Genomic DNA, 18,445 nt, shown 5'->3' with positions numbered 1-18,445 from the left:
ATCTGGGATACCGCGGGGTAACCTCCGCAGAAGGACCGTCAAACGAACCCAGGAGGGCCACATGCCCGAGGCAGTCATCGTCGCAACCGCGCGCTCGCCGATCGGACGCGCCTTCAAGGGGTCCCTCAAGGACATCCGCCCCGACGACCTGACCGCACAGATGATCAAAGCCGCGCTGGCCAAGGTCCCCCAGCTCGACCCGGCCGGCATCGACGACCTGATGCTGGGCTGCGGCCTGCCGGGCGGCGAGCAGGGATTCAACATGGCCCGCGTGGTCTCCACGCTGCTCGGGCTGGACACCGTGCCCGGCACCACCATCACCCGCTACTGCTCGTCCTCGCTGCAGACCACCCGGATGGCCCTGCACGCCATCAAGGCGGGCGAGGGCGACGTCTTCGTCTCGGCGGGCGTGGAATGCGTCTCCCGCTTCGCCAAGGGCAACTCCGACTCCTGGCCCGACACGGAGAACGGGCTGTTCGACGAGGCCCGCAGCCGTTCGGCCGGTGCGGCCGGAGGCGGCGGCGAGGTCTGGCACGACCCTCGCGAGGACGGCATGCTGCCCGACGTCTACATCGCGATGGGCCAGACCGCGGAGAACGTCGCCGGACTGAGGGGCGTCTCCCGCCAGGAGCAGGACGAGTTCGGCGTCCGCTCCCAGAACCTGGCCGAGAAGGCGATCGCCAACGGCTTCTGGGAGACGGACATCACCCCGGTCACCCTGCCCGACGGCACCGTGGTCAGCAAGGACGACGGTCCTCGCGCGGGCACCACCTACGAGGCGGTCTCGCAGCTCAAGCCGGTCTTCCGTCCCGACGGAACGGTCACCGCCGGCAACTGCTGCGCGCTGAACGACGGCGCCGCCGCCGTGATCGTGATGAGCGACACCAGGGCCGCCGAGCTGGGCATCACCCCCATCGCCCGGATCGTCTCCACCGGCGTGACCGGCCTGTCCCCCGAGATCATGGGACTGGGGCCGGTCGAGGCCTCCAGGCAGGCCCTGGCCAGGGCGGGCATGTCCATCGGCGACGTGGATCTCGTGGAGATCAACGAGGCCTTCGCCGCCCAGGTCATCCCGTCCTACCAGGAGCTCGGCATCGACCTCGACCGGCTCAACGTCAACGGCGGCGCCATCGCGGTGGGCCACCCGTTCGGCATGACCGGTGCCCGGATCACCTCCACGCTGATCAACGGCCTGCGGTTCCACGACGGATCGATCGGACTGGAGACCATGTGCGTGGGCGGCGGCCAGGGCATGGCCATGGTCCTGGAGCGCCTCAGCTAGTCATCCGTGGACGTCGGGACCGGCGCGGGTGAGGTCGATCCTCAGGACCACCCGCCGGTCCCGCTCCATGGCCGCCCGGTAGTCGTCCCAGTCGGGGTGCTCACCGGAGATGTCGCGGTAGTAGGTCACCAGCGTCTCCATCGCCTCCGGCAGCGAGACGACCGTCGCGGTGCCCTCGACCTGGATCCACTCGCCGTAGAAGGCGTCAGTCGTCACGCAGAGCGCCACCTGCGGATCCCTGCGGAGGTTGCGCACCTTCGCGGCGGTCTCCCTGGTGCTGACGATCGCGTGTCCCTCCGCGTCCAGCCCGACGGTGACCGGGGACATCTGTGGCCGGCCGTCGGCGTGCCGGGTCAGCAGGACCGCGCGGTGGTTGTCGCGGATGAAGTCACGTGCCTTGTCGAGATCCATGGCACCATCATGCCCGCGAAGGCCCGCGAAGGCCCGCGCCACCGGACGGAGACGCGGGCCCTGCGAAGATGGACGGCTTACAGGTAACGGTTACGACGGTGCCGCTCGTGCTCGTGCACGATGGCGGCGGCGTAGCCGTGGGTCAGCCCGTGCTCGTCGGCGAGCCAGTTGGCACGCTCATCACAGCGCAGGAAAGACGGGCCGTTGTCGATGGCTTGAAACCACTCGGGGAGGGCGCGTCCCGTGATGTCCGGGACTCTTGCGATCAGCTTGTTCTGCGTCTCCAGTGAGTGGTTCAACGACATGGGCACCTCCACGGATAGGGCTCCTTTGCTCGACAGTGCATCACGAGTCCGCAGATAGCAAGCCCTCACTAGCTGGTCATCCGTGATGGTTCATCGCTCATCGGTCGCTTCTCGTTCATGTGCGTTGGCGGCTTCTCGCTCCTGTGCGTTCCCATCCCGGGCAAGAAAAAACCCCCGCCGGAGCGTCTCCGGCGGGGGTTCTCTCGTGCGGCCGGTCATTACCGGCCCCCGTTCAGTCGCTACGGGCGAAGTAGCTCAGCAGGCGGAGGATCTCCAGGTAGATCCAGACCAGGGTGACCGTCAGGCCGAAGGCCATCAGCCAGGAGTACTTCTCCGGGGCTCCGGCGCGCACGCCCTGCTCGATCGCGTCAAAGTCGAGCAGCAGGAAGAAGCATCCGATCAGGATCGCGGCGACGCTGAACACGTAGGCCAGGGCCCCGCCGGAGCGGATGCCGATGCCGTCGGCGATGAAGAAGGTCGCGACCCAGTTGACGAGCATGAGACCCATCAGACCCAGGCCCGCAGCCACGACGAACTTGGTGAACTTCGGCGTGACACGGACGATGCGCAGCGCGTAGACCGTCAGCATGGCGGCGAAGGCCAGCCCTGTGCCGACCACCGCCTGGAAGACGATGCCACTGTACAGATCGTTGTACATGTGGCTGACCACGCCGATGGCCACGCCGTAGGCGACCGAGTAGCCGAGGATCAGCGCCGGGTTCGTGCTCTGTTTGAACGAGACGATCATCCCGAGCACCAGACCGACGATCACGCCGACGATCAGGGCGCCTCTGCCCAGGTCGAGCGTCCAGGCCACCGCCGCGGAGACGACCAGCGTGCCCAGGGTGATGAAACCGCGCACGACCACGTCGTCGATCGTCATGGTCCGCTGTGCGGGGGGTGCGTACGACGGCCTGTCGTACATACCCTGAAGCTGGTCAGGGGTGGGGGCCGGCGTTCCCCAGGCCTGCTGGGGGCCCTTGAACTGCCGGCTGAATACGGGGTTCTTGCTCTCCATCGCTGCCTCCACGCTGCGACCTACGCGATCAGCGTATTAGATCGGTTGTCACACGGCCGTATCGTGTTGATATCCATGTCCATCCGGTTCATGTGTGGCCGTACGGCTACCGCCGAGGGATCAAACGAACGGCGCGCCCGTCGGGTTCCCGCCCTTCACCTCGGTTTCAGCGTCCGCTCGCGGGCCGGTGTGGCGGGGCCGCCGACGCTGCCCGGCTCGGGACACCGAGGATCATCGGCAGCGAGAAGCCCGACCAGGTCGGGCTTTCGGCAGAGATCACGGTGCCCCCGGAGGGACTCGAACCCTCACTCGAACCCTTTTAAGGGGTTTGCCTCTGCCATTGGGCTACGGGGGCGCCGTAATCATACGTAACGGACCACTCATCCGAGGAGCACAACTTCGTATCATGCGTCACACAGTCATGCCCGATGGCTCTTCGCGGGCGACCGGTCAGGCCCGTGTGCCCGTGTGACCCCGGCGGAGAACCCTTGAAGCCTCCCGCCCGTGGGGCGGGGACTCAGGCCGTCGCCGCTCTGCGGAACTCCGTGCGCGGTGCCTCGATCTCTCCGAGTGAGACGGTCTCCCGCTTGAAGAACAGCGCCAGGGTCCAGTCCGCCACCACCCGGACCTTACGGTTGAGAGTGGGCACCCGCGACAGATGGTAGGTGCGGTGCATGAACCACGCGGGCAGTCCGCGGAGCTTGATCCCGTAGACGTTGGCGACGCCCTTGTGGAGGCCCAGGCCGGCGACCGATCCGACGTACCTGTGCCGGTACTCGACCAGGTCCTGCCCGTGGAGGTGACGGGTGATGTTGTCGGCGAGCACCTTGGCCTGCCGTACGGCGTGCTGGGCGTTGGGCGCACAGTACTGGCCCGGGGTGGTGACGTCGGGCACCCCGGCCGCGTCTCCGGCCGAGAAGGCGTCCCTGACCCCGGCCACGGTCAGGCGGGAGGTCGTCTTGATCCGGCCACGCTCGTCCAGCGGCAGGTCACCGGCGTTGACGACCGGGCTGGGCTTCACGCCGGCGGTCCACACGATGGTCGCCGACTCGAACTCGTCACCGTCGGAGAGCTTGACCAGGCCCCCCACGCAGGAGTCCAGGCGGGTGTTCATCTTGACCTCGATGCCGCGTTCCCGGAGCTGCTCGGCGGTCCACTTGCCCATCTCGGGACCGACCTCGGGGAGGATGCGGTCGGTCGCCTCGACGAGGATCCAGCGCATGTCCTCGCGGGAGACGGTGCGGTAGTAGCGGACGGCGTCGACGGCCATGTCCTCCAGTTCGGCGAGCGCCTCGACGCCCGCGAAGCCGCCGCCGACCACGACGAAAGTCAGCGCCCGGCGGCGCAGGGTCTCGTCGTCGTCGGACTCGGCCCGGTCGAGGAGTTCGAGCACCCGGTTGCGCAGTGCGATCGACTCGCCGACCGTCTTGAAGCCGATCGCGGCGTCGGCGAGGCCGGGGATGGGGAGCGTGCGGGAGATCGAGCCGGCGGCCATGACCACGATGTCGTAGTCGATCTCGTGGGGCGTGCCGACGTTGGGCGCGAAGGTGACCGTCTTGGCCGCGTGGTTGACCTTGGAGACCTTGCCGTTGAGGATCGTCGCCTTCCTCAGCACCCGGCGGAGCGGGACGACCACGTGCCGGGGCGAGAGGTTTCCCGCCGCCGCCTCGGGCAGGAACGGCTGGTAGGTCATGTGGGATTCGGGAGTGAGGACAGTGATGTGCACGCTGCCGTCGCGCAGTTCCTTGCGGAGCGTGTGCTGCAGACGCAGCACGGTGTAGAGGCCGACGTAGCCCCCACCGACGACCACGATGTGCTTGGAGTTGCGGTTCACTTCGGCGCCATCCTTCGATTCACGGCTTGTGAAAGCTTTCACAAGCATACGTCCGCCCCCCGGATCGCACCATGCCCCCTTTGAGCAAATCATGAGATTTTTGACAAATTCGGAAGTTGACGCCTACTCATCCTTGAGAATATTGGTCAACATTCCTATTGTGATCGAGTTCACAAGCTACGTAAGACGTTTGCCCTGGTGAACAGCTGGTCAAGCATCTCTGCCGTCACCCGGCCGGTGAACGTGTTCTGCTGGCTCGGGTGGTAACAGCCGAGAAGACGTGCCGGCACCCCGCCGCGGGAGATCTCCACCTCGGTCCCGTGCCCGAAGGGCGGCCTCGGCTTCGGGAGCTCGTATCCGGCGTCCCTCAGCGCGGGCCAGAGCGCCTGCCAGGCGAAGCCCCCCAGGGCGACCACCACCCGCACGCTGTCGGCGACCAGCGTGACCTCCCGGGCCAGCCACGGGGAACAGGCGGCCCGCTCCGCCGGCTCGGGCCTGTTGGCCGGGGGGGCGCAGCGGACGGCGGCCACCATGCGCGCGCCGATGAGCCGCTGCCCGTCGCCCGCGTGGAGGCTGGTCTCCCGCGCGGCCAGGCCCGTCCGGTGGAGCGAGGCGAACAGCCAGTCCCCGCTGCGGTCCCCGGTGAAGATGCGCCCGGTGCGGTTACCGCCGTGCGCGGCCGGGGCCAGCCCCACGATGAGCACTTCCGGCCTCTCGTCCCCCCAGCCGGCGACGGGCCTGCCCCAGTAGGTCTCCTCTGCGAAGGCCCGCCGCCTGACCGTCGCGACCTCCTCGCGCCACTCCACCAGGCGCGGGCAGGCGCGGCAGACCGACTGCCGGGCCGTGAGTTCGGCGAGGGTACGGCTCGCGCCCGCGAGCTCGATCACCTCGGAGGGATCGTGGGCGACCGGGGTGTCCGGCCGGGCCGGATCGTCCGGCCAGCCGGATCCGGGAGGAACGTAGGTCATAACCTCGATGGTGCCTGATCGGCGAAAGAAAAAGAGAAGAGCGGCGACCGCTGGATGCGGGCGCCGCTCTCATGTCATCAGACTGGGCTCGGCGTCAGGCGCCCCCAGTCTTGTTCCGCTAGGCGGGGCAGACCGCGGAGTAGTCCGCGGTCGTCGAGCCGGCGCCGACGATCGCCAGCTTGACCGTGCCGCCCTTCAGACCATCCGACGCGCTGGTGAAGGAGACGTCCCTGGTGCCCTCCGAGGTGAAGGTGAGCTCCTCGGACTTCACGACGGAGCCGTTGAGGGTCCAGGTGACGGTGACCGTGATCGGGCCGGTGGCGTAGATGCTGCCGGTGCCGGTGACCGAGGCCGCCGGGCAGGTGCCCGCGGTCGGCGTGACCGACGTCTTCTCCGTCTGGATCCAGGCCTTCGAGGCCGGGGGGGCCGGCTTGCAGGTGACCTTACCCTCGACGGTGCCGCTGGTCGGGCCACCGTAGATCTCGATCGCACGCTTGCTGGTCCCGGACACCGAGGTGCTCCAGGAGTCGCTCACGGTGCGGGTCTGGTAGCCGTTGCCGCTGAAGTAGACGTCCTGCCAGCTGCCCGCCACACCGTCACGGATCCAGCGGTACTTCGCCTGGCCCTGGCCATACGAGGCGCTGATCGTGCCGGTGAAGGTGCGGGTGACCGGGCAGTCGCCCTCGTAGCTCGCCGGAGTGTCGACGGAGGCCGAGACCTTCGGCGACCAGTTCCTGCACTCGATCTTGAAGTAGGCGCGGTTGGAGCGGGTCGAGGCCGGGTCGAGAACCTCCAGAACCGCCCAGCCACGCAGGTCCTGGTGCGGCCTGATCGTGTAGGAGACCCTGCGCGTACCGTCGACGCGGACGGCGTCGCGGTCGACGACGCGGCCGTTGACGACCCACTGGTAGCGCACCCAGCGGGGGCCGGAGGAGGTGATGCGGCCGATCAGGGACGCCTCACAGTTGCCCTCGTCGACCCAGACCCGGGCACCGACGCTGCCGGTGTTGAGGATCCGCTTGCCGCCGTCACCGCAGGAGACCGAGAAGTAACCCTTGGCGGAGGTCACCTTACGCGGCGCCAGAACCTGGAGCGCCTGCCAGCCCTTGAGGTCGCCGCCCTTGAAGGTCGACGACTCCTTGACGGTGACGCTCTTGACGCCCTTGCCCTTGACGACGAACGACTTGACCGGGCCCTTGGAGCCGTCGCCGCGCAACCAGCGGTAGGAGACCTTGGTCTTGCTCGCATAGGCCTTGACCTTGACCTTCGACGAGAAGGTCACCTTGACGGGACACTCGTCGGAGTTCGAGGGAGAGGCCTTCGTCGCGCTGACCGAGACCGCGGGCCTCGGCGTGGCGTGGGTGGCTGCCGCCTTCCCCGCCTGGGTGGAACCACTGGCCGCCGCTGCGGGCGTGGCCAGAAGCCCTGCCGCCATGGTCGCCAGCATGGCCGCGCTGGCTCCTGCGGCGGCTAGCTTTCGAGCTAGTCCGGACATGAGGGGATGCTCCGTTTCATTAGGAACGAAAGTGCGCTCCGGAGACGGTTGCCGCCCCGACACCAGCTGTGCCGGGCCCCACGGCAAAGCCTCACTAAAGCTTCTTCACCTAACCATAAAACAGAAGGATCTCTCAATACTCCCTAAGTAGGGAGAATGTCCATATGTTGTCAAAGTTTAGATACGGACCAGGCGATTCCATCCAGAATGTCGTGTTCACTGACGACAACCTCTGTGAAGCCGTAGCGCTCGACGATCCGGTCCAGAATCAGCGCGCCGGCGACGATCACGTCGACCCGGCCGGGATGCATGACGGGAATGGCCGCCCGCTCGTCATGGGTCATCTCCAACAGGCGCCGGGAAACCTCATTTGTCCGAATTGCCGGAATTCGTGAGTGGTGAATTCTCTTCGGGTCGTATTCCGGCAGATCAAGCGCTATTCCCGCCACAGTGGTGACAGAACCCGCGAGGCCCACCAATGTGAGCGCCCGCTCCACGGGAATCTCCTGGGAGACCCGGTCCAGCGCCTCGTCGATGTCGGCGAGCAGGGCCTCGACCACCTCGGTGGGCGGCGGGGTGCCCGCGTCACGCAGGTGCCGCTCGGTCAGCCGGACACAGCCGATGTCCACCGACAGTGCGGCTTCCACGTGCGTGGAACCGATCACGAACTCGGTGGAGCCGCCGCCGATGTCGACCACGAGGTACGGCGGGCGCGTGCCGTGGGGAGCCGGGAGGTCGGTCTCGGGCGAGAGCCGTACGAGATCACGGGTGGCCCCGGTGAACGACAGCTCCGCCTCCTCGGCACCCGTGATCACCTCGGGCTCCACGCCGAAGATCTCGCGCACTCCGTCCACGAATTCCTGCCGGTTGGCGGCGTCCCTGGTGGCGCTGGTGGCCACCACGCGGACCGCGGAGGCACCGTGCCGGTCGATGAGCCCGGCATAGCCCCGCATCGCGCCGAACGTGCGCTCCAGGGCCTCGGGGGCCAGTCTGCCGGTCTTGTCCACCCCTTGACCGAGCCGGACGATCTCCATCCGCCGCTCGACGTCGGTCAGGGCGTCTCCGCCGACGTCCGCGATGAGCAGGCGGACGGAGTTGGTGCCACAGTCGATGGCGGCGACGCGGGTCACGCGGTCTCCTCTTCGGTGCTCGCGGTCATGGCCGCCCCCGCGGGGTCCGCGGCCGGGGCCGCCCCGTCGGCCTTCTCGGCCTGGCCGGCCTCGTCGACGGCGCAGCAGGGCCCGTCCGCCCACCACTCGCCGAGCGCGTCGAGGGCCTCCCTGCCGAACGGGTTGCTCCCGGGGACCGCGAGCTCGTGGCCCACCAGGGCGTGCAGGCACTTGACCCGGGTGGGCATGCCCCCGGTGCTCTGCATGTCCCTGGGCAGCGGCTCCAGGCCGTCCTCGGCGGCGGCCTGGTCGCGGCGCGCGACATAGTCGTCATGGGCTGCCTGGTAGGCCCGCGCCAGCTCGGGGTCCTCGGCGAGCCTGGACTGCATGGCCCGCATCATCCCGGAGGTCTCCAGCGTGCCGATCGCCGAGGCGGCCTTCGGGCAGGTCAGATAGAACAGCGTCGGGAAGGGCGATCCATCGGGCAACCGGGGCGCGGTCTCCACCACGTCGGGCAGCCCGCACGGACAGCGGTGCGCCACCGCCCGTAAACCCCGTGGCGTCCGGCCGAGCTGCCGCTCCACCGCCGCCACGTCACGCTCATCCACCATCCGTGAACCCCCCTGAGAAGACGGAGACCAGATTATCCGGGTCATCCCGTGGGCTTGGCCGCCTTCTGGCCCTGCCCGGTGTCGGCCGCCTCGACCGACTCCCAGAGCGTCTGGTACCACGGCGGCCTGACGACCTTCTTCTCTCCCGCCGCGCCCTTGCCCTCCGCGGGTTTCTCACCCATGACGACGTAGCACGTGTGCCCGGGGTCGCAGTAGAGGAGCCGCTCCCTGGCCTGCCGCTTGATGTAGCCCGGGTCCTGGAGCTGCTTACGCCGGTCGTCCAGGGCCTTGATGGCCTCAAGCTCCTTGGCCTGCTGCTGCTGGAGGTGGGCGATGTAGCGGCGCTGCGCGATGTACTCCCTGATCGGGTAGGCGAGGCTCATGGCGATCGCGCACACCACGACCGCGAGGATCGCGGCCCGTCCCGTCAGCTGTGGCCGTTTCGCCATACGCCTCTCCCCGTCTGTGCTCTCCGCCGTGCCACCGCCACCGCCCCCGGCGACCTTCCCGCACCACGGCCCGGCCGCCGCCGGGCGGCCTCCCCGCGTCGCGGCCCGGATGCCGGAACCGGACGGCTCCCTCACGATACGGCTCGCGCCCGGCCAAATCGGGCGCAAGCCGTAGGTGTGAAACTACCGCCGGAACCGGGGGAACGCCGCGCGACCCGCGTAGCGGGCGGCGTCGTCGAGAAGCTCCTCGATGCGGAGCAGCTGGTTGTACTTGGCCACGCGGTCGGAGCGGGCCGGGGCGCCGGTCTTGATCTGGCCGCAGTTGGTGGCCACGGCGAGGTCGGCGATCGTGGTGTCCTCGGTCTCGCCGGAGCGGTGGCTCATCATGCAGCGGTAGCCGTTGCGGTGGGCCAGGTCCACGGCGTCGAGGGTCTCGGTCAGGGTGCCGATCTGGTTGACCTTGACCAGCAGCGCGTTGGCGGTGCCCTCGGCGATGCCGCGGGCCAGGCGCTCGGGGTTGGTCACGAACAGGTCGTCGCCGACGAGCTGGACCTTGTCGCCCAGCGCCCTGGTGATGGCGTTCCAGCCCTCCCAGTCGTCCTCGTTCAGCGGGTCCTCGATGGAGACCAGCGGGTAGTTCGCGACCAGGTCCTCGTAGAAGGCGATCAGCTCGGTGGCCGACAGGCCCTTGCCGTCGATGGTGTAGACGCCGTCGGAGTGGAACTCGGAGGCGGCCACGTCGAGCGCCAGCCCGACGTCCTCGCCGGGCACGTAGCCGGCCTTCTCGATGGCGACCAGGATCAGGTCCAGCGCGTCGCGGTTGGACGGCAGGTTCGGCGCGAAGCCGCCCTCGTCGCCCAGGCCGGTGGCGTAACCCTTCTCCTTCAGCACGGCCTTGAGCGCGTGATAGACCTCGGTCCCCATCCGCACGGCCTCGCGGAACGACTCGGCGCCGATCGGCGCGATCATGAACTCCTGGATGTCCACGTTGGTGTCGGCGTGCGCGCCACCGTTGAGGATGTTCATCATCGGGACCGGCAGCACGTGCGCGTTCGGGCCGCCGAGGTAGCGGAACAGCGGCAGCTCGGCGCTCTCGGCGGCGGCCTTGGCCACGGCCAGGGAGACGCCCAGGATGGCGTTGGCGCCCAGCCGTGCCTTGTTCGGCGTGCCGTCCAGGTCGATCATGACCTGGTCGATGCTGCGCTGCTCGGCGGCGTCGAACCCGATGACCTCGTCGGCGATCTCGTCGGTCACACCGAGAACGGCCCTCTCGACGCCCTTGCCGCCGTAGCGCTCATCGCCGTCGCGCAGTTCCACGGCCTCGAACTGGCCGGTGGACGCGCCGCTCGGGACTGCGGCACGGCCTTCGCTGCCGTCGTCCAGCAGGATGTCGACCTCGACTGTCGGGTTGCCCCTGGAGTCAAGGATCTCGCGGGCGGTGACGCCCTCGATGGAAGCCACGAAGCGCTCCTAAAGTCGCAGGACAGTTTGCCTCAGAAGCCTACCGAGGCCTACCTGTCGGTATGGCGGGCGCCATCCCCGGACTGCCGGCCGTTCCGGGACGCGCCGCCCGACTCCCAGGCGCGGACCCGGTCGCGGTAGGCGCGGGCGGCGGCGCGCAGCTCGGCCTCCGGATCGAGACCGGCCGCGTGCGCCTGCCGTACGAGCTCGAAGAGCCTCGCCCCCACGCCCTCGGCGTCCTCGGCGGAAAGGTCCGCGGGAGCTCCGGCGCGCTCGGCGCGCCGCAGGAGCTGGGCGGCCAGGGACAGCGCGGGCTGGCCCATCGGGACTCCGTCCAGGACCGATCCCGCGTCGCCGCCGTTCTTGGCCGCACGCTCGGCCGCCTTGATGGTCTCCCAGTTGTCGCTGACCTCCTCGGCGCCCTCGACCTCGGTGCCGGCGAACACGTGCGGGTGACGGCGGACGAGCTTGGAGACGATCCCGTCGGCCACGTCGTCGATGTCGAACCCGTCGGAGCGCTCGCGGGCGACCCGCGCGTGGAAGGCCACCTGGAGCAGCAGGTCGCCCAGCTCCTCACGGAGGGCGGCGTGGTCGCCCTCCTCGATGGTCTCCAGCACCTCGTAGGCCTCTTCGAGGAGGTACGGCGCCAGCGACTCGTGGGTCTGCCCGGCATCCCAGGGGCAGTTCACCCGGAGCCGGTCCATCACCGCCACCAGGTCGAGCAGCCTCGCCCCGGGAAGGTCGTACGAGCCCGGCACGACCTCGATCACCGGCGGGTCCTCAAGCGCCACCGCCGCGTAGCCGATGGAGCGCATCAGCGCCTCGTCGGCCTCCAGCCACACGACGGTCCCCTCGCGTGCCTCCCGCACCAGGGCGGCCGGATCCGCCGTCACGACCTCGACGGCGATCCCGGCGTCGGCGAGATAGGGCAGGTGCGGGTGGTCCGCCGACGCGGTGCGCACCGGGCCGTCCTGGAGGACCTGCCACGCACGGCGGCTGAGCAGCCCCGGAGCGACCCGGGGCGAGGTGGTGACGACGATCAGGGGCATGCCACCGAGGTTACTGCTCCGGTGCGGAGGCGGGATCGGCGGCGGAGTCCCTGCCGAAGCGGTCACCGGTGAGGAAGACCGCCGGCTGCTGCTCGCTCCGGTTCGGGTTGAGCGTGCCGTAGCGGGGGTTCCAGGTGATCTTCACGGACTCGACGTCCTTGACCGCCTGCACCTGGCCTCGCTGGAGGGCCGCCTCGTCGGTGCCCCCGCCGTAATGGGCCGCCAGCTTGCTGAACAGCAGGCTCGCCTTGGCGTAGTCGCGCGCCTGCGACGGCGCCACGGCGTTCTGGAGCAGCTGCTGCTCGTACTGGGCCTGACCACCGTTGGCCGAGATGAACTGGTCGATCTCCCCGTCGGTGGCCGTGACGCCCTTGCTCTCGGCCGCGATGATGGACTGCCTGGCGGTGGCGAGCCGGAAGAGCACGAGCTGCGGGAGGCTCCCGTAGGACCGCAGCTGGTCGGGAGAGACCTCGATCTTGGCCAGCGCGGCCTCGTACTCCCGCACGCTGCTGTCCAACTGGCTGGAGCTGATGCGTTCCCCTCCCACGACGGCGGCGGCGCCTGCCTGCGTCGCGGAGCAGGCGGTCAGCGCGACACCCGCGGCGGCGACCGCCAGGATGATACGCACTCGAGTTGACTTCACATGCGTTCCCTTCACGACAAACGCCGCTTACTTTACCGGCATGTTCTCAAGGAACATGGCCTTGACCAGGTCACCGCACCACGTGAGCAGATCCAGGTCGCGCAGCGGCTGACCGCCGAGCGGCCTGGTCTTGGGCACCGGTACCAGCAACGTACCGCTCGCCTGCTTCAGCAGCGCCTTCGGGTACAGCCGCTGGAGCCTGACCTGCTGCGAGTCCCTGAGTGTCACCGGAGCGAACCTGATGTTCTGGCCCTGCAGGGTGACGTCGGTCAGACCGGCCACGCGGGCGCGGATCCGGAAGCGGGCGACCTCCAGCAGGTTCTCCACCTCCTGGGGCGGCCTGCCGTACCGGTCGACGAGCTCGTCGCGCACCTCGGCGATCTGGACGTCGGCGCCGATGGCGGCGATCCGCTTGTAGGCCTCCAGGCGCAGCCGCTCGGAGGTCACGTAGTCGTGCGGGATGTGCGCGTTGATCGGCAGCTCGACCTTGACGTCCGGCCGCTCCTCCTCCACGGGACCACCGGAGAGCTTGGCCTTCTGCTCCTGTACGGCCTCCGCCATCATGCGCACGTAGAGGTCGAAGCCGACACCCGCGATGAAACCGGACTGCTCGGCGCCCAGGATGTTGCCCGCGCCGCGGATCTCCAGGTCCTTCATCGCGACGTACATGCCCGCGCCCATCTCGGTGTGCTGGGAGATGGTGGCCAGGCGCTCGTGCGCGGTCTCGGTGAGCGGCTTCTCCGGCGGGTACAGGAAGTAGGCGTAGCCGCGCTCACGGCCACGGCCGACCCGGCCGCGGAGCTGGTGGAGCTGGGACAGGCCGTAGTTGTCGGCCCGGTCCACGATCAGCGTGTTGGCGTTGGGCACGTCGAGGCCGGACTCGACGATCGTGGTGCAGACGAGCACGTCGAACTCGCGCTCCCAGAAGCCCACCATGATCTTTTCAAGCTGGTGCTCCTGCATCTGGCCGTGCGCGACGGCGATCCTGGCCTCGGGCACGAGCTCGTGCAGCATGGCCGCGACCTTGTTGATGCTGGCCACCCGGTTGTGGACGAAGAAGACCTGGCCGTCGCGCATCAGCTCGCGCCGGATCGCGGCGCCGATCTGCTTGTTGTCGTAGGGGCCGACGAACGTCAGGATCGGGTGGCGCTCCTCCGGCGGGGTGAGGATCGTGGACATCTCACGGATGCCGGTGAGCCCCATCTCCAGCGTGCGCGGGATCGGCGTGGCGGACATGGCCAGTACGTCGACCTGGGTCCGCAGGTGCTTCATGGCCTCCTTGTGCTCGACGCCGAACCGCTGCTCCTCGTCGATGATGATCAGGCCCAGCTCCTTGAACCTGACCTCCGACGAGAACAGCCGGTGCGTGCCGATGACCACGTCCACCGAGCCCTCGCGCATGCCCTCCAGCGTCGCCTTGACCTCGCCGTCGCTCTGGAAGCGCGACATCGGCCGCACGTTCAGCGGGAACCCGGAGAACCGCTCGGTGAAGGTGGACAGGTGCTGCTGGACCAGCAGCGTGGTCGGCACCAGCACCGCCACCTGCTTGCCGTCCTGCACGGCCTTGAACGCCGCCCGCACCGCGATCTCGGTCTTGCCGTAGCCGACGTCGCCGCAGATCAGCCGGTCCATCGGGATCCCGCGCTCCATGTCGCGCTTGACCTCGTCGATGGCCTCCAGCTGGTCGCCGGTCTCGGCGTAGGGGAAGGCGTCCTCCATCTCCCGCTGCCACGGCGTGTCGGGCCCGAACGCGTGCCCCGGCGAGGCCATCCGGGCGGAGTAGAGACGGATCAGCTCCCCGGCGATCTCCTTGACCGCCTTCTTCGCCTTGGTCTTGGCCTTGGCCCAGTCGGCGCCGCCCATCCGGTTGAGCGTGGGCGACTCGCCGCCGACGTAACGGGTGACCTCGTCGAGCTGGTCGGTCGGCACGTAGAGGCGGTCACCCTTGGCATACTCGATCACCAGGTATTCGCGGGTGGCGCCCTGCACGGTCCGCTGCACCATCTCGATGTAGCGGCCCACGCCGTGCTGCTCGTGCACCACGTGGTCGCCGACCTTGAGCTGGAGCGGGTCGACCACGTTGCGCCGCTTCGAGGGCAGCCGCCGCATGTCCTTGGTGGACGCCTTCTGCCCGACCAGGTCCAGATGGGTCAGCACGGCCAGCCCGGGGCTGACGAAGCCGTGCTCGATCAGGCCCGTGCTGACGTGGACGACCTTCGCGTCCGGTGCCCGGTCGAGTGCCCGTTCCAGCCGCGCCGGCAGGTCCACGCCCTTGAGCAGCTCGACCATCCGCTCCGCGGGGCCGTGGCCCTCGCTGAGCAGCACGACGACCTTGTGCTCCTCCAGCCAGCCCTTGATGTCGCCGAGCGCCCGCTGGGTGTCGCCCCGGTAGGCCTCCGCCTCGTGGGCCCGTAGGACCAGCCCGTCACCGAGGTCGTCGCCGCCGAACGGCGCGATCGACCACCAGGGCTGGCCGAGCTCCCGTGCGTGGTCCTGGATCTCCTCCAGCGTCCGGAACGCCGCCGCCCCCAGATCGATCGGCGCCTCTCCGCCGGACGCCGCGTTGATCCAGGAGGCCTCCAGGAACTCCTGGCTGGTGCGGACCAGCTCGTCGGCACGGCCGCGGATCCGCTCCGGGTCGCACACGAACACCGCCGCCTGCGCCGGCAGGTGGTCGAGGAGCAGGTCCATCTCCCCGGCGAGCACCGGCGCGAACGCCTCCATTCCCTCCATGGGGACACCCTCGGCGAGCTGGCCGAGGATCTCGGCCAGCGCGGGGTGCCGCTCGGCGAGCTCCCGCGCCCGCTCCCTGACCTCCGCCGTCAGCAGCAGCTCACGGCAGGGGGCCGCGAACAGCCCTTCCTCCGCCACCTCCAGCGAGCGCTGGTCGGCGACCTTGAACCAGCGGATCTCCTCGACGCTGTCGCCCCAGAACTCCAGCCGCAGCGGGTGCTCCTCGGTCGGCGGGAACACGTCCAGCAGGCCACCCCTGACGGCCACCTCCCCGCGTTTCTCCACCATGTCGACCCGGTTGTAGCCGTTCTCCACGAGCCGCTGGACGACGTCTCCGAGATCGGCGTCCTCGCCCGCGCGCAGCCGTACCGGCCGCAGGTCGCCCAGGCCGCGCACGATCGGCTGGAGCACCGCCCGGACCGGCGCGACGATCACCTGCAGCGGGCCCGCGGCGACATCCCCCTCGACCGGGTGGGCCAGCCTGCGCAGTACGGCGAGCCGCTGGCCCACCGTGTCGCCGCGCGGCGACAGGCGCTCGTGCGGCAGCGTCTCCCAGGCCGGAAAGACCGCGACCGTGCTCGGGTCGAGAAGGCTGGTAAGCGCCGCGGCGAGATCCTCGGCCTCGCGCCCGGTGGCGGTCACCGCGAGAACGGTCCGCTTCCCGTCCTTGGCCCCTTCCCTCGCCAGCGCGGCCACGGTGAACGGCCGCAGCGCGGGCGGCGCGATCAGCGACACGTCGGAGAAGTCTCCTCCTCGGACGTCTTCAAGAGCGGCGGCCAGTTTCGGCTCCGCGACGACCAGGTCCAGCAGTCCGGAAAGGCTCATCAGATTCGCCCACAGCCCCACGACGGCAACACGACAGGCCCCCAGCCATCAGGGCACGGGGGTCACCACCCAAGGCTACTTGCCCCGGCGACCGGCCTTCCTCGGAGAGACCGCTCTCGCGGCGGGGGGAAATGCACGATGAATCGTGTTGAGATGACTACTCTTAGTAACATGTCAGAGGTACGGTCGGTCGTCGCGCGAGACGACATATTCAGTCGGCGGATCCGCGAGCAGTGGACAGGGCAGTCAGGTCGGCGACTCGACGCCCTGATCGCCGGGTGCGGGTGGCCCGAGCCGCTGGAGCTGGAGCTGGACGAGATGGAAGCGCGGGTCACCGGGATCGACGAGGATCTGCCGGTGCTGCGGGCGAGCACGTCCACACGTAAGGATCTGGACTCCTGGGCGCTGGGAGACCTGCGGTCGGTGCCGGTGCCGCCGCGGTCGTTCGACATCGTCTACGTGTCGTTCCTGCTGGAGCGGCTCGAGCACCCCGAGCTGGTGCTCGACCGACTGCTCACCGGCCTGCGCCCGGGCGGGCTGCTGCTGTTGCAGATGCGCGACCGGGCCTCCGCCTACGGGACATGCGACCGGCTGATGCCCTCGGCGCTGCGGCGGCTGCTGTGGCACAGGTTCGCCCCGGCCGACGCCGTGGGGCCCCTGCGCCCCTTCTACGGGCCGATCGCCTCGCGCGAGGGGATGCACTCCTTCTGCCTGACGCGCGGGCTCATGGTGACCGACGACGCCTCCGCGACGAGCGGACCGGCGCTGCGCGGCCCGCTGGGCGGGCTGACCCGCGCCGTCTGCTCGATGCTGGAGACTCTCTCCAGGGGACGGTGGCCCGCCTCCCACGATGAGATCATCATGGTGATCCGCAAACCCCAGAGCCACTTCGCCCGGTTGATCTGAGGACGGCCGGCTGGCACAGGGGTGCCGGAATGGGTACAGTGGCAAAATCCGACTAATTCGATCGGAATTGTGGAGCAGATGACGGCGCCTTTCGAGTGGACCCCCGACGCCCACGAGCTGGCCGATCTGGAGCTACTGCTCTCCGGTGCCTTCCAGCCGCTGACGGGCTTTCTGAGCTCCGCGGACACGCACGCGGTGGAGGAGCACGGCACGCTGGCGGACGGCACCCCGTGGCCCGCGCCCGTGTCGTTCACCCTGCCCGACGACCACCCCGCCGCCTCCGGCGACCGGATCACGCTACGCGACCCCGAAGGCGTCGCACTGGCCGTGCTGACCGTCACCGAGCGGGCGGGCGGCTCCGTCGCCGGACCCGTGGAGGCGCTGGACGCGCCCGAACACGGACCTTTCGCCCGGCTGCGCCGTACGCCCACGGAGATCCGCAAGGAACTCTCCGGCCGGGAGGTGCTGGCGGTCACCATGCGCGGGCCGCTGGACGACCTGGAGGAGATCAGAGCGACCGCCGAGGAGCTGGACGCGACGGTCCTGCTGCTCCCGCTGGCCTTCGGCGAGGGCGGCCCCGCGGTGGTCCGCGCGGCGCTCAAGGCCCGCGACAGGCTGCCCGGGGACACGCTCGTGGCCGTGGTGCCGCTCGCACCCCGGGAGGAGCCCAGCATCGACCTGGAGCTGCGTGAGCACGTGGCCGAGGCCTACGGCGCGACGGAGCACCTGGCCGGCCCCGAGCCCGTGACGCTCCCCGGGCCGCCGCACCGGCGGGGGCTGGTGGTCTTCTTCACCGGCCTGTCCGGCTCCGGCAAGTCCACCGTCGCGCGGGGGCTGCGGGACGCGCTGCTGGAGCGCGGCAGCCGTACGGTCACCTATCTCGACGGCGACGTGGTCCGCCACCTGCTGTCGGCGGGACTGAGCTTCTCCAAGCAGGACCGCGACCTCAACATCCGCCGGATCGGGTTCGTCGCCGCCGAGACCGCCAGGCACGGCGGGCTGGCGATCTGCGCGCCCATAGCGCCCTACGCCGCCACCCGCGACGAGGTCCGCGCGATGGTCGAGGCCGTCGGCGCCGACTTCCTGCTGGTCCACGTGGCCACCCCGCTCGCCGAGTGCGAGCGCCGCGACCGCAAGGGCCTCTACGCCAAGGCCCGGGCGGGGCTCATCCCCGAGTTCACCGGCGTCTCCGACCCCTACGAGGAGCCCGACGACGCGGACCTGGTCATCGACACCACGTCGATCAGCGTGGAGCGGGCCGTCCAGCAGGTGCTTGACCCGTTGATCCAGGGAGGGTGGGTCCGTTGAGCGGAGAAGCCGGCACGGTGAGCGAGAGGACGGGGTGA

16 protein-coding genes and 1 tRNA gene are annotated in these 18,445 nt (G+C 69.5%); 3 read left to right on the top strand and 14 right to left on the bottom strand.

Going from position 1 to position 18,445, the window contains the following annotated elements; translation table 11 throughout:
- The first annotated feature begins 61 nt into the window (after window positions 1–61).
- The gene (locus ACIN94_RS04215; protein WP_400699399.1) at window positions 62–1,282 is read left to right on the top strand and encodes an acetyl-CoA C-acetyltransferase; all 1,221 of its coding nucleotides are present in this window, start codon (window positions 62–64) and stop codon (window positions 1,280–1,282) included.
- Here the strand turns inward: ACIN94_RS04215 and ACIN94_RS04210 are convergent, their stop codons facing one another.
- From ACIN94_RS04210 to mfd, 14 genes are all read right to left on the bottom strand, one after another.
- The gene (locus tag ACIN94_RS04210) at window positions 1,283–1,693 is read right to left on the bottom strand and encodes a PPOX class F420-dependent oxidoreductase (RefSeq protein ID WP_400699396.1); all 411 of its coding nucleotides are present in this window, start codon (window positions 1,691–1,693) and stop codon (window positions 1,283–1,285) included. It lies immediately after the preceding gene.
- Window positions 1,694–1,770: 77 nt separating this feature from the next.
- Entirely contained in the window at window positions 1,771–1,998 is a 228-nt protein-coding gene (locus ACIN94_RS04205; protein WP_184756436.1) for a DUF4287 domain-containing protein, read from the bottom strand.
- A 232-nt stretch (window positions 1,999–2,230) separates the two neighbouring features.
- Entirely contained in the window at window positions 2,231–3,016 is a 786-nt protein-coding gene (locus ACIN94_RS04200) for a Bax inhibitor-1/YccA family protein (RefSeq protein WP_400699394.1), read from the bottom strand.
- A 282-nt stretch (window positions 3,017–3,298) separates the two neighbouring features.
- Window positions 3,299–3,371, bottom strand: a tRNA-Leu gene (locus tag ACIN94_RS04195).
- A 162-nt stretch (window positions 3,372–3,533) separates the two neighbouring features.
- Window positions 3,534–4,850 (bottom strand): NAD(P)/FAD-dependent oxidoreductase, encoded by a 1,317-nt coding sequence (locus tag ACIN94_RS04190; protein ID WP_400699391.1) that lies wholly within the window; start codon window positions 4,848–4,850, stop codon window positions 3,534–3,536.
- Between the two features lie 170 nt (window positions 4,851–5,020).
- Window positions 5,021–5,818, bottom strand: coding sequence for a uracil-DNA glycosylase (locus ACIN94_RS04185; protein ID WP_400699388.1), 798 nt, complete (start codon window positions 5,816–5,818; stop codon window positions 5,021–5,023).
- 118 nt (window positions 5,819–5,936) lie between these two features.
- Window positions 5,937–7,253 (bottom strand): hypothetical protein, encoded by a 1,317-nt coding sequence (locus ACIN94_RS04180; RefSeq protein ID WP_400699385.1) that lies wholly within the window; start codon window positions 7,251–7,253, stop codon window positions 5,937–5,939.
- 230 nt (window positions 7,254–7,483) lie between these two features.
- Window positions 7,484–8,443 carry an exopolyphosphatase gene (locus ACIN94_RS04175; RefSeq protein ID WP_400699382.1) on the bottom strand — a complete coding sequence of 320 codons (960 nt, stop codon included), beginning with the start codon at window positions 8,441–8,443 and terminating at the stop codon, window positions 7,484–7,486.
- Window positions 8,440–9,033: a DUF501 domain-containing protein gene (locus tag ACIN94_RS04170; protein WP_400699379.1), complete on the bottom strand. Its 594-nt coding sequence runs from the start codon at window positions 9,031–9,033 to the stop codon at window positions 8,440–8,442. The genes ACIN94_RS04175 and ACIN94_RS04170 overlap by 4 nt, the downstream gene beginning before the upstream one ends.
- 41 nt (window positions 9,034–9,074) lie before the next feature.
- Window positions 9,075–9,482: a septum formation initiator family protein gene (locus ACIN94_RS04165; RefSeq protein WP_400699376.1), complete on the bottom strand. Its 408-nt coding sequence runs from the start codon at window positions 9,480–9,482 to the stop codon at window positions 9,075–9,077.
- Between the two features lie 183 nt (window positions 9,483–9,665).
- Complete coding sequence (gene eno / locus ACIN94_RS04160; RefSeq protein ID WP_400699373.1) at window positions 9,666–10,943, bottom strand: phosphopyruvate hydratase; 1,278 nt, start codon at window positions 10,941–10,943, stop codon at window positions 9,666–9,668.
- 50 nt (window positions 10,944–10,993) lie between these two features.
- Entirely contained in the window at window positions 10,994–11,992 is a 999-nt protein-coding gene (locus ACIN94_RS04155; RefSeq protein ID WP_400699370.1) for a MazG family protein, read from the bottom strand.
- Between the two features lie 10 nt (window positions 11,993–12,002).
- Entirely contained in the window at window positions 12,003–12,635 is a 633-nt protein-coding gene (locus ACIN94_RS04150) for a SurA N-terminal domain-containing protein (protein WP_400699367.1), read from the bottom strand.
- Between the two features lie 27 nt (window positions 12,636–12,662).
- Window positions 12,663–16,193 carry a transcription-repair coupling factor gene (gene mfd / locus ACIN94_RS04145; protein ID WP_400699364.1) on the bottom strand — a complete coding sequence of 1,177 codons (3,531 nt, stop codon included), beginning with the start codon at window positions 16,191–16,193 and terminating at the stop codon, window positions 12,663–12,665.
- Between the two features lie 171 nt (window positions 16,194–16,364).
- On the opposite strand from mfd, the gene ACIN94_RS04140 reads away from it, so the two are divergent.
- Complete coding sequence (locus ACIN94_RS04140; RefSeq protein ID WP_400699361.1) at window positions 16,365–17,099, top strand: class I SAM-dependent methyltransferase; 735 nt, start codon at window positions 16,365–16,367, stop codon at window positions 17,097–17,099.
- Between the two features lie 78 nt (window positions 17,100–17,177).
- Window positions 17,178–18,407, top strand: a complete 1,230-nt coding sequence (gene cysC, locus ACIN94_RS04135) for an adenylyl-sulfate kinase (RefSeq protein WP_400699358.1) — start codon at window positions 17,178–17,180, stop codon at window positions 18,405–18,407.
- Window positions 18,408–18,445 lie beyond the last annotated feature (38 nt).

Source organism: Streptosporangium sp. NPDC087985, assembly GCF_044741965.1.
Classification (GTDB): domain Bacteria; phylum Actinomycetota; class Actinomycetes; order Streptosporangiales; family Streptosporangiaceae; genus Streptosporangium.
This window is presented reverse-complemented; position numbering and strand designations above follow the sequence as displayed.